Origin of the sequence: Vibrio sp. MED222 (assembly GCF_000153005.1) — a bacterium.
Lineage (GTDB): Bacteria > Pseudomonadota > Gammaproteobacteria > Enterobacterales > Vibrionaceae > Vibrio > Vibrio tasmaniensis_A.
In genome coordinates this window covers 711,501-723,794 of the sequence record NZ_CH902608.1, presented here as the reverse complement: position 1 = coordinate 723,794, position 12,294 = coordinate 711,501, and the positions used below count along the sequence as shown (strand labels likewise).

The 12,294-nt window shown below is 43.8% G+C and carries 9 protein-coding genes and 1 pseudogene; 5 read left to right on the top strand and 5 right to left on the bottom strand.

Features of this window, described 5'->3' with window-relative positions; translation table 11 throughout:
- The first annotated feature begins 120 nt into the window (after window positions 1-120).
- On the top strand, window positions 121-918 hold the full coding sequence (locus tag MED222_RS07420; protein WP_009847725.1) for a glycosyl hydrolase 2 galactose-binding domain-containing protein: 798 nt from the start codon (window positions 121-123) through the stop codon (window positions 916-918).
- Window positions 919-1,012: 94 nt separating this feature from the next.
- Here the strand turns inward: MED222_RS07420 and MED222_RS22060 are convergent, their stop codons facing one another.
- Window positions 1,013-1,918, bottom strand: a complete 906-nt coding sequence (locus MED222_RS22060) for a bifunctional helix-turn-helix transcriptional regulator/GNAT family N-acetyltransferase (protein ID WP_009847724.1) — start codon at window positions 1,916-1,918, stop codon at window positions 1,013-1,015.
- 79 nt (window positions 1,919-1,997) lie between these two features.
- Window positions 1,998-2,402 (bottom strand): DUF2061 domain-containing protein, encoded by a 405-nt coding sequence (locus MED222_RS07425; RefSeq protein WP_009847723.1) that lies wholly within the window; start codon window positions 2,400-2,402, stop codon window positions 1,998-2,000.
- A gap of 331 nt (window positions 2,403-2,733) precedes the next feature.
- On the opposite strand from MED222_RS07425, the gene MED222_RS07430 reads away from it, so the two are divergent.
- Together MED222_RS07430 and MED222_RS07435 are read left to right on the top strand one after the other, a co-directional pair.
- Window positions 2,734-3,906: a YjgN family protein gene (locus MED222_RS07430; protein WP_009847722.1), complete on the top strand. Its 1,173-nt coding sequence runs from the start codon at window positions 2,734-2,736 to the stop codon at window positions 3,904-3,906.
- Window positions 3,906-4,907, top strand: coding sequence for a M48 family metallopeptidase (locus MED222_RS07435; RefSeq protein WP_009847721.1), 1,002 nt, complete (start codon window positions 3,906-3,908; stop codon window positions 4,905-4,907). Before MED222_RS07430 ends, MED222_RS07435 begins: the two co-directional genes overlap by 1 nt.
- Window positions 4,908-4,984: 77 nt before the next feature.
- On the opposite strand, the gene MED222_RS07440 is transcribed toward MED222_RS07435, so the two are convergent.
- From MED222_RS07440 to pepA, 3 genes and pseudogenes are all read right to left on the bottom strand, one after another.
- Complete coding sequence (locus MED222_RS07440; RefSeq protein ID WP_009847720.1) at window positions 4,985-7,858, bottom strand: valine--tRNA ligase; 2,874 nt, start codon at window positions 7,856-7,858, stop codon at window positions 4,985-4,987.
- A 103-nt stretch (window positions 7,859-7,961) separates the two neighbouring features.
- Entirely contained in the window at window positions 7,962-8,411 is a 450-nt protein-coding gene (locus tag MED222_RS07445) for a DNA polymerase III subunit chi (RefSeq protein WP_009847719.1), read from the bottom strand.
- A 99-nt stretch (window positions 8,412-8,510) separates the two neighbouring features.
- Window positions 8,511-10,030, bottom strand: a pseudogene (gene pepA / locus MED222_RS21560) (leucyl aminopeptidase).
- A 191-nt stretch (window positions 10,031-10,221) separates the two neighbouring features.
- On the opposite strand from pepA, the gene lptF reads away from it, so the two are divergent.
- On the top strand, window positions 10,222-11,322 hold the full coding sequence (gene lptF / locus MED222_RS07450) for an LPS export ABC transporter permease LptF (protein ID WP_009847716.1): 1,101 nt from the start codon (window positions 10,222-10,224) through the stop codon (window positions 11,320-11,322).
- Between the two features lie 3 nt (window positions 11,323-11,325).
- On the top strand, window positions 11,326-12,294 hold a 969-nt coding region (lptG, locus tag MED222_RS07455; RefSeq protein ID WP_009847715.1), incomplete at its 3' end, for an LPS export ABC transporter permease LptG.

Genomic DNA, 12,294 nt, shown 5'->3' with positions numbered 1-12,294 from the left:
TCCCAGTTTTAAAGAATGCCAGCCTTGAGCTGGCATTTTTTTGTCCTCAGAAAAATAAATGTCTTTATATGCATTCATTCATTATAATGCGGTCAAAATTGATCTAGCTCAAGGAATGACATGCGGCTACCTCTCGATGGTCTTTGGCAAATTTCGCCACTGACGGATCTCTCTATCCCACAAGATGACATTACCTTTCCTGCTCCATTAAGCTCAAAGCTCCCTAATAGCTTGAGTGAAGAGGAAATCGCAGAGCAAGAATGGCACCTGATGCATGACATCGAAGTGGATGATGCCATGTTGGCGTGCCCATTTGTTGAGCTAATCGTCGCAGGCGTTGACTACTTTGCAGAAGTGCGACTCAATGGCGTTGCCGTGTTTGACTGTGATGGCAGCGAAGCTGAATATCGTAAAGACATCCGCCCTTATATGCAGCCTGGTCGAAATCGTTTTGAGATCCTTTTCCTTGAAGAAGAGGAGAGCCTGTTGCTTGAAGAGGATATGGATGACTCTATCCCTTCACAGGTCGTCGCTAAATCAGATTCTCGGATTGGAATCTGGCAAGCTCCATATTTGCAGTTCGTTCGTAACGTCAAGCTTGAGCAAGTCGTCACCGAGCAAATCTGGCATCACGGTGGTGGCTGTGAGTTTAAAGTAGATGTTATCTATCAAACGCTAAAGCCAGGGTTAATATCGGCATCAATCAAGTTTAATGGTATGACTCTCGTGATGCCGATTGATGTGCGAGCAGAACATACGGGTGTTGTGTTTCAGGTTGAGGCTCCAATGGTATTTAACCTTGAGAAGCCCAACCCTAAGCATTTATATCAGTTAGAAGTGGAACTCGATGGGCAAAAAGAGAGTTCTTTCGTAGCCTTGAATCCAGCCTCTTGCGTGAGTAATTTTTTGCGTAGTTAGCGGTTATTTAATTAGCCCGTTACGTAAGGAATCAATTCGCTCACTTGCTTATCATCTGATGAACTGCCGACGCTAACCCTATTTCAAAAACACATTATAGCGTTTTGGCCATGACAACCTCACAAGCGTCATGGCCTGTTTCTCCCCAAGCTGAATCAAGGTGTTCAAAGCCCAATTTTTCGTAAAGTTTTACGGCGGCATTAAGGCATTCGGTCGTTTCTAGATACATATGTTGATAACCCAGTTCCTTAGCTTTCTCCATCGACATATTAACCAACCTCTTCGCTAAGCCTCTGCCTCTTGTTTCTGGCAAGAAGTACATCTTTTGCAGTTCACAGACTTCTGGCATACCTGCTAATGGTGCAAATCCACCACCACCGACAACCTTTCCATCAAGTTCAATTACCCAATACTGAGATCTTTCATTGTTATAAACGCTAAACATGTCTTCTAAGGTGGGATCTGCTACACCATAACCTTTATCTTCGGTTAGCCCGTTCTCATAAGAGACTTGGCGAATTACATTGGCCACTACGGTGTTGTCTTGCTGTTGTAGGGGACGAACCACCACACCGCTTGAAGCGTGGCTTTGTTGCAGTGCTTTAAGGTAGTGCTTAATTCCCCCCGAAACTTGTTGAGTTTCCGCTTCCGTTAAACGCTCAAGTACCGAGTCATAAAACTGATTCTGTTGACTGTGAAGTTGGGTAAGAGTGTTTATCCCTTGTTCTGTAACTGAAGCAACAACACTGCGCTTATCGTTGGGGTGTGGCGAGGTTTGAATTAACGAGTTCTTCGCTAGATTGTTGACTGCTCTACTGGCGTTGGACTTATCAATATTGAGCTTATCCGCTAATTGATTCACGGTTAATGGCTGCTGCTCTAGTTCGATAAGCGTATGCGCTTGAATCGGAGGTAGGGCAATATCACCACAATCTTTGTCGAGCATTCCAAGCTGTCGAACGAGCTGACGTGATAATTCTCTAAGTTGTGCTGAAGTCATGTTGCCTCTCAATATGGTTGCGATGTACAACTACAATTTAATTGCGCGCCGCAACTATGTCAACAATGAACTCTCTAGGTTAAGCGTGTTGGTGCAAACAAAACTGTGGCTGTGTTGTTTGGCTTTCTGCCTTTCGTAGCCAAACTTTCTCATGGAAGTAGTAAGCCACGGTATTCAAAGCGGGTTCTAACGTTGCCATCACACCACCAACAAAGGCATCGCCAGTCAATAAGTAGACAACGGTAAAGGCAACACTAAAGTGGATAGTAGCGAAGCTTGCTGTTTTTAATTTAGTCATCCACTGACGAGCTTTAAGCGCTGGAACTTGAGCCCAAGCCTTTTCATGAAAATAGAAGGCGACGGTATTCACAGAAGGCTCAATCATAGCGATTAAGCTACCAATTAATATATCGCCTGTTAGTACATAAGCGACACTAAATGCGATAGTAAAATGTAATGCGGCAAAGGTTAGTGTCTTTTTCATGATAATTACTCAGTCGTTGTGTTGTTTCGATAGAACTATTATTGAGAATTATTATCATTAAATCTAATGGGAAGTTAAGATTGTTTTGATAGGCAAAAGCTATTAAAGAATTCTAGAGATAACATTACCCCTAGTTAAGTGCAATTGTATGGTGACAAATACCTTAGTAAGAGTTATTCAACCCTTTGTTAGTATTTGTAAAGTTTATGATAACTCCCTTTGATTTATCCACTCAAATTATTGATTAACATGGCGTGTTTCTATAGCGTGCATTCTCTCAATGAGCACTAAGATGCACATGGTTTAATGATAAACGTCAGATGGAGTTAAAATGGAAAACAAAGAGTTGGAAACTAAGGTTCTCTTTAGTGGAAAAGGGAAAGAGTACTTTGGAATATGGATTGTTAACATTCTACTATCAGTGATCACGTTCGGTATTTATTCGGCGTGGGCAAAAGTACGTAATAAGCGGTATTTCTACGGCCATACGTCGATCGCAGGTGATAGCTTTGAATATCATGGGCAACCAATGCAGATCCTAAAAGGGCGTATTATTGCGGTCGTTTGTGTAGTGATTTGGTTTGTTTCTGAACAAGTTTCACCTTTGTTGTCTTTAGGGCTAATAGTCGCATTTGTACTACTGTTACCTTTATTGTCTCGTAGCAATGCTCGCTTTGATTCAGCGATGACCAGCTTTCGTAATGTACATTTTGCATTTAATGGAACAATTGCAGGCGCGTATTGGGCGATTCTAGGGCGCGGTACTTTAGCGACTCTAGGATTTGTTGCAGCAATTGGTGTGGTTGTGTTTGCAATGAAGCTGAACATAGTGGCAGGCGTGCTAGCAACGTTGGTGTTATTACCTGCTTATGTATGCCTACAAGCGTGGTCGTTGGTTGGCATTGCAAACTATTTCTCTAATGGTTATCGCTATGGCGAACGCCAGTTCAAAGCGGATTACAAAAATGCGTTTTACTTTAAAACCTATATTATCGCGACACTGATTTGGTTGGCGCTGATGGCTCTAGTTTTGGTGAGCTTTGTTGCTATTGTTGGCGTAAACCTAGTTAGTAACCTTGAATCATTTACTGAGATCATGAGTCATAGCGATATTGCTACCTTTATGATCGGGTACTACTTGGTCTTTATTGCTATCGGTCTTGCGATTGGTGCGTACCTTAAAGTAAAAGTGCGCAACTACACATTCTCTCGATTGGTTCTAGAAGGAAAAGACTCAGAGGCTGCGTCTGAATTTAGCTTTGCATCGACGTTGACCGTTAAAGGTTATGTGAGCGTAGTGGTAACTAATTTCTTACTTCAAGTTGTGACTATTGGTCTTGCTCGACCTTGGGTTATGGTAAGAACGACGAACTATCTTGCTAATAATACCTTTGTTTACGGTGACATAGAGTTATTAGTTGCTAGCGATCAAGACTCTAATGTGAAGTCAGCTGTTGCTGATGAAGTGGCGCAAGCTTTTGATGTCGATCTCGGTATTGGCTAATGTTATTGGGATTAGCTCACCCGCCTCGCAGCTCTGAACGCTGCGAGGCAAAGCTTGATACTTCATTGGATGGTATGTTGGTACTTTATGTCGGAGAGCAACGTATATCTGCGAGGCTTGAGAGGGTCGAGGTCAGTGTTGGTGTTGGTTCAACGCCAAGTAAAATTACTTTTCCTGATGGTTGGCTTTTTGTCGCTCAACCTTGTGATGAACTAACGACATTTTTAAAGCAGCATAACCAGTATGGTTGGGTCGGAAAGTTAGAAAAGAACGCACTAGTGCTCGTAATCTGCAGCGTAGTCATACTTTCCTTGACGGTTGGAACATTTACTCATGGTATTCCGTGGATTACTGAGCGTGTCGTCGCTTATCTTCCTGAACCGGTCTCAAAAATGGTAGAAGAGCGAGTTTTAGTTTCTCTGGACAAGCAATTATTTGAGCCGTCTGAATTAGATCTGTCTCGTCAGGGCAAAATTCGGCAGCGATTTGAAGGACATTTAAGAGAGCTTGGTATTGATGGAAAGGTTCGTTTACTATTTCGCTCTTCCGATTTAGGAGTAAATGCTTTTGCGTTAAGCCATAACACTATTATTGTGCTCGATGACTTGGTAAAGCTCATGGAAACCCAGCAGCAATTGGATGGTATTTTGTTTCATGAATTGGGGCATTTAGAGCATCAGCATGTCATGAAAAGCATTGTGCGTTCGAGCTTGCTCTCGATCTCTGTCGCATTGTTGACCGGAGAGAGTTCCGGAGTGATTGATAACTTAGCGGGAATTGGTGTATTTGTTGCTAACAATGGTCAGTCACAGCAAGCGGAACGCGAAGCTGATAGGTATGCTGAGGACTCGATGTGGCTGATACATGGTACCAACAAGCCAATGAGTGAGATGTTTGAATTGTTGCAAGGAAGTTCTGACCATCTGACTGAGTTACCAGCTTGGTTAAGGACTCATCCTGAGTTAACAGAGCGTATTGATTTACTGAAAAGAGTTCAATAGTAATAACTAACAAGATCAAAAAAGGGCAGAATAATCTGCCCTTTTTATATGCTTGAATTGGTAGGTTAATTTACCAATTACAATGCAGCGATTGTCGCTTTTTGCTCTTCTAGCTTAACAAGAGTTTCTTGGTAGCCTTCAAGCTTTTCACGCTCTTTCGCGATAACCGCTTCTGGTGCTTTAGCAACAAAACCTTCGTTACCTAGCTTACCTTCGATACGCTTAATCTCACCGTGAGTCTTCGCTACTTCTTTATTTAGACGAGCAAGCTCAGCATCTTTGTCGATAAGACCCGCCATTGGGATCATCAGCTCAGATTTGCCAACAAGTTTAGTTGCACAAGCTGGGGTCGCTTCGCCGTCTGCTAGAACTTTAATATCGTCTAGCTTAGCTAGAGAAGTAAGAACGATCTTATTTGCTTCGATACGAGCTGCATCTTTCTCATCAGCGACTTTGATCATTACTTCTAAGCCTTGGCTTGGTGCAATGTCGTATTCCGCACGTAGGTTACGGATAGCTGTGATGAAAGTTTTAACCCATTCGATGTCGTCAACGATCTCAGCATTGAAGTTAGCTTCATTAAACTGAGGAAGCGCTTGAGTCATGATGGTCTCGCCTTCAACGCCGCCTACTAGCGGCTTAACGCTTTGCCAGATAGATTCAGTGATGTAAGGAAGAACAGGGTGAGCAAGACGCAGAGTCTTCTCTAGAACCGTGATAAGCGTGTAACGAGTCGCTTGTTGTTGAGCTTCAGTACCCTTCCAAAGAACAGGTTTAGTTAGCTCTAGGTACCAGTCACAGAATTGGTTCCAGATGAATTCGTAAAGCGTGTTTGCTGCCATGTCTAGACGGTAGTTGTCTAGATGAGCGTTAAATTCTTTCGCTGCAACTTCAAACTGAGATTCAATCCACTTGTCTGCTAGAGAGAATTCCATGTTTGCACGGTCTTCAACAGACAGTGACATGCCACAATCGTGCTCTTCTGTGTTCATCAGTACGTAACGGCTTGCGTTCCATAGCTTGTTACAGAAGTTACGGTAACCTTCAAGACGCTTCATGTCCCAGTTGATGTCACGGCCAGTTGAAGCCATAGCAGCAAGAGTGAAACGCAGTGCATCAGTACCGTATGGTTCGATACCATCTTCGAAAGTCTTACGTGTTGCTTTTTCGATCTTAGCAGCCAGTTTAGGTTGCATCATGTTGCCACAACGCTTTTCTACTAGCTCTTCAAGGCCGATGCCGTCAATCATATCGATAGGGTCAAGTACGTTACCTTTCGATTTAGACATCTTGTCGCCGTTTTCATCACGGATAAGGCCCGTCATGTAAACTGTTTTGAAAGGTACTTGAGCCTTGCCGTCTTCGTCTTTCACGAAGTGCATGGTCATCATGATCATACGAGCAACCCAGAAGAAGATAATATCAAAACCAGATACTAGTACTTCTGATGGGTGGAATGTTTTCATTGCTTCAGTATCTTCAGGCCAGCCTTGTGTGCCGAACGTCCAAAGTGCAGAAGAGAACCATGTATCAAGAACGTCGTTGTCTTGCTTAAGAACAATTACCGGTGAAAGGTTGTTCTTTTCACGAACTTCTTCTTCAGTGCGACCTACGTAAACTTTACCATCGTTGTCGTACCATGCTGGGATACGGTGGCCCCACCAAAGTTGACGAGAGATACACCAGTCTTGCACGTCACGCATCCACGCGAAGTACATGTTTTCGTACTGCTTAGGTACGAATTGGATCTCACCATCTTCAACGGCTTTAACAGCAGGAGCAGCAAGAGGCGCTGTACGCACGTACCATTGGTCCGTCAGCATTGGTTCGATAACCACACCACCACGGTCACCGTAAGGAACGGTTAGATCGTGATCTTTGATTTCTTCAAGTAGGCCTAGCTCTTCAAATTCAGCAACCGTTGCACGACGAGCTGCAAAGCGCTCCATACCTTGGTATTTTTCTGGAAGCTCTGTTGAGTACACATCGCTTTCTTCACCGTTCGTTGTGAAGATTTCAGCCGCATCACGGATATCACCGTTGAACGTTAGGATGTTGATCATTGGTAGGCTATGGCGCTTGCCCACTTCGTAATCGTTAAAGTCATGAGCTGGCGTGATTTTCACACAACCCGTGCCTTTATCCATGTCAGCGTGCTCATCACCTACGATAGGGATAAGACGATTTACGATAGGAAGCAGGATTTCTTTGCCGATAAGATCTTTGTAGCGAGGATCTTCAGGGTTAACTGCAACGCCTGTATCACCAAGCATGGTTTCAGGACGTGTAGTTGCAACGACAATGTAGTCTTTGCCATCAGCGGTTTTAACACCATTCGCTAGTGGGTAGCGGAAGTGCCACATGAAACCTTTTTTGTCTTTGTTTTCAACTTCAAGATCAGAAATTGCAGTGTGCAGTTTAGGATCCCAGTTTACTAGACGCTTACCACGATAGATTAGGTCTTCTTCGTATAGGCGAACAAATACTTCTTGAGTCGCAGCTGATAGGCCGTCATCCATAGTGAATCGCTCACGATCCCAGTCTACAGATGCACCAAGACGACGAAGTTGTTGAGTGATCGTGCCACCAGATTCGCCTTTCCATTCCCAGATCTTGTCGATGAAAGCTTCACGGCCGTAGTCGTGTTTTGTTTTGCCTTCTTCAGCAGCGATCTTACGCTCAACAACCATTTGAGTTGCGATACCAGCGTGGTCAGTACCCACTTGCCAAAGCGTGTTTTTGCCTTTCATACGTTGAGCACGGATAAGCGTATCCATGATCGTATCTTGGAACGCGTGACCCATGTGTAGGCTACCAGTGACGTTCGGTGGCGGGATCATGATGCTGTAAGCTTCTTTTGATGTGTCACCGTGTGGCTTAAAGTAGCCTTTCTCTTCCCAAGTCTTATACAGAGCTTGTTCGATTGATGTTGGGTTGTATGTCTTTTCCATAGTGCTCTTATAACGGATACTGTGAATGGTTAATCGTGGTCAAACTTCATAAGTGAAGCTTCTTGAATCTAAATCCAAAGATAGCTTTAACTATGAGGTTTGACTATGGATGTTGAATCTCGATAGTTTGTAGCTGATATCCAGCCTGACGGTAAATTTTATACCTTTCTCGAGCGAGTTGCTTAGCTTTTTCTTCGCAAGGAACGAAGTCTATCACCTGAGCAAAGGCGTTCGCAAAGGTTGTATGATTATCGGCCAGATTTATTACCAATTGGCGGTTCCAATTAGGTTTGACTCCTTGATGGCCTATCTCAATATTCGTTGAATATTTTGGACCTTCGCCAACCAAGTTGTGCGCGATAAATTCAGTAGGCTCTACCTGCCAAAAAACTTCAGCGATACGCTCAGCATGAACTTTATCGTTACAGTTGAGATAAAGTTTAGCGCCTTGTTTTGCAAAATGCTGAGCAAGAAACAACACGTAGTGAGCAAAACCCTCTTCGCCGGCTTGTGGGCTGTCTGAAGACACAATGTAAAATGTGGCAGTCTGCATACTGAATACTCGAACTTGGAATCGTGGAAACCAATCATACTTGGTCAACAGGAGCTAGCAAATAACGCTTATTAAAAAAGGGCCCGTAGGCCCTTTCTATTATTTTGAAGATTGCTCTTCAGTCTCATGGCCGCTGCGGTTCAATAAGAATTGGACAAGCATTGAGACAGGACGACCTGTCGAGCCTTTCGCTGCGCCTGACTTCCAAGCTGTGCCGGCACTGTCAATGTGTGCCCAGTGGTACTTTTTAGCAAATTTAGATAAGAAACATGCTGCTGTGATTGTACCAGCAGGTCGGCCACCGATATTTGCCATATCTGCAAATGGACTCGTTAGTTGCTCATGGTATTCATCGGCCATTGGCATGCGCCATGCTCTGTCACTTGCTTGCTCAGAAGCATTCACTAACTCGTGAGATAGTGGGTTGTGATTAGACAGTACAGCACTGATGTGGTGACCTAACGCCATCACACACGCGCCAGTGAGTGTTGCTACATCGACAACACAGTCTGGTTCAAAGCGTTCAACGTAAGTAAGCGCATCACATAGAACCAAGCGACCTTCAGCATCCGTGTTTAACACTTCAACTGTTTGGCCTGACATGGTCGTTAGGATATCACCTGGGCGGTAAGCATTGCTGCCTGGCATGTTTTCACAACTGCTAGGATACCAACTACATTAATTGGTAGGTTCAGTTTAGCTAGTGCCTTCATTGTACCGAATACAGAAGCCGCACCACACATGTCGTACTTCATCTCATCCATACCTTCACCAGGCTTAAGCGAAATACCGCCTGAATCGAAAGTAAGACCTTTACCGACTAGAACAATCGGTTTTGCATCTGGGTCAGCAGCACCTTTATATTCCATGATAGACATCATAGATTCGTTCTTAGAACCACGGCCTACCGCTAAGTATGAAGTCATACCCAGCTTTTCCATCTCTTCTTCGCCAATGATCTTAGTTTTCACTGTCTCGTAATCATCGGCCAAGCGACGAGCTTGAGAAGCAAGGTAAGCAGGATTTGCGATGTTAGGTGGCATGTTGCCTAGATCTTTAGACGCTTTCACACCTGAAGCAATCGCAAGACCGTGAGAGATTGCTTTCTCACCAAGGCTCAATTCACGACGAGTTGGTACGTTGAATACCAGTTTACGTAGTGGACGACGAGTCTCTGGTTTATTACTCTTGAATTGATCAAAAGTGTAAAGGCCATCTTTAGTCGCTTCTACTGCTTGGCGAACTTTCCAGTAAGTATCACGACCTTTAACGTGCAGTTCAGTCAGGAAACATACTGCTTCCATAGAACCTGTTTCGTTTAGTGTGCTGATGGTTTTTTGGATAATTTCTTTATATTGACGCTCGCCTAGCTCACGTTCTTTACCGCAGCCTACAAGCAGAACACGTTCTGAAAGTACACCAGGTACTTGATGCAGTAGTAGCATCTGGCCAGGTTTACCCTCTAGATCACCGCGACGAAGCAGTGAACTAATATAGCCATCGCTAATCTTATCTAACTGCTCGGCTACTGGAGAAAGGCGGCGCGGTTCGAATACACCGACAACGATACATGCGCTGCGCTGTTTCTCTGGGCTGCCACTTTTTACACTGAACTCCATGCGTACTCCTACATCCTGAAGACAAATCGAACTAAATGTTGGATAATGGGTTCTTACTTGTTGGATCCTATAATGGAACTGACCTTAAAGAAGAACGTTAACACTTAGCTAAAAATTTAAAAAATAAAAGGTTCAACGGGAAATTATAGTGATTCAATCAAAAAAACAAGTTTTGTATAGGTAATTTGAGCGTGATTATTGTTAGATATTTGATCCGAGAGACAATCAAGAGCCAATTTGCGATATTTTTTGTTCTCTTTCTCGTGTTTCTCAGCCAAAAGTTCATCAGTGTTTTAGCCGACGCCTCTGATGGTGATATTCCAGCAAGCCTTGTATTATCGATCGTGGGTCTAAATATGCCAGCGATGGGGCTCTTGATGCTTCCACTTAGTATCTATATTGGCATTTTGCTGACTTTTGGCCGCCTTTATGCCGAAAGTGAGATTGTGGTGATGAATGCTACGGGTATTGGCAATAAATTCCTCATCCAATCAGCACTTTATCTGGCGTTGATTACCGCAACTGTCGCTGCTTTTAACTCCTTTTGGCTGTCTCCGTGGTCACAAGATAAAGTAGAACAAATGTATGAGGAAGTGGCTGCAGAGAACAGCGTCGATTTACTACCCAAAGGCAAATTTGCAAGGACTCCCGATGGTTCTTCAGTTGTGTTTATAGAGGGTATCGATGGTAATCAATTAGACAATGTGTTCGTTTCTCAAATGCGACCTCGTGACTCAGTGCTTCCTAGTGTGATGTTCTCTAAGTCGGGAGACGTAAAAGAATTGAGCGATGGCCGCCAAGTTATTGTGATGTACGATGGTACTCGTCATGAAGGAGTGCCTTCTCGCCTTGATTATAGAGTGACGCACTTTGAAGAGTATGAAGGCTTAATTGGTCAGCGTGAAGTAGAGAAGAAAGGTCGAGAGTGGGAAGCGATTCCAACTATTGATCTTATTGGAAATCAAGATAATCGTGCCAAGGCTGAATTGCAGTGGCGCATGTCACTGGTGTTGTGTATCCCATTGTTGACTATGCTCGTTGTACCGCTGTCAGCAGTTAATCCACGACAAGGTCGTTTTGCAAAAATAGGTCCGGCAATCCTGATTTATTTGACTTACTTCTTGGCAATCAGTGCAACCAAATCTTCAATTGAAGAAGGGGACATTCCTGCTGCAATAGGCATGTGGCCAATCAATGCATTATTATTGTTTGTCGCGATTGGTGCCAACTTTATGGATAGTGTGCCTGTTAGGCGTTTGAAAGAAAAATTCAAGAATAAGAGGTTGGCTTAAGCCGTGTTTAAGATTCTCGATTTATATATAGGCAGAACCATCATCGCGACCACGTCACTGGTATTGGTGACGTTTGTCGGTCTCTCTGGAATTATCAAGTACGTTGAGCAATTGCGGAAGGTAGGTCGTGGTACATACGATCTATTACAAGCGTTGTATTTCGTTTTATTGAGTATTCCTCGTGATATCGAAATGTTCTTCCCAATGGCGGCATTGCTTGGTGCATTGATTGGGCTTGGTATGCTTGCTGCGAGTTCTGAACTTGTGGTTATGCAAGCCGCGGGTTTCTCTAAGTTAGATATTGGTTTATCGGTACTTAAGACTGCGATTCCGTTAATGGTGATAGTGACATTACTTGGGCAGTGGGGAGCTCCGCAAGCGCAGAAGATGGCTCGTGATTTAAGAACCATCTCGGTTGCTGGTGGTAGTATTATTTCTACTCAAAGCGGTGTTTGGGCTCGAGATGCCAACGACTTCATTTTCATTGTTAAAATAGACGATGATAAGCTCTATGGTTTAAACATGTGGCGCTATGATGAGAACAAGGCTCTGAAAACGGCCATATACTCAAAAGAAGTCGATTACGTTGGAGACAACGTTTGGACAATGCGCGATGTTGAGGTCACCTCTTTTGAGAATGAAATCCAGGTCACTAAAGAGAGTTTACCGACTTTCTCTTGGGAAACATCGTTAGCTCCAGACAAACTCGCGATAGTGACGGTGAAACCGGAAGAGCTTTCGTTAAGTGGCTTGTATGATTATGTTTCTTATCTCAAAGCATCAGAGCAAGATGCTGCACGTTATGAGCTAGCTTTGTGGCGGAAGATTACTCAACCTATTTCGATAGCGGTCATGATGTTGATGGCGTTGTCGTTTATCTTTGGTCCTCTACGTAGCGTGACCATGGGTGCAAGGATTCTCTCTGGTGTAATTGCTGGCTTTACTTTCTATATATCCAGCGAGTTCTTTGGG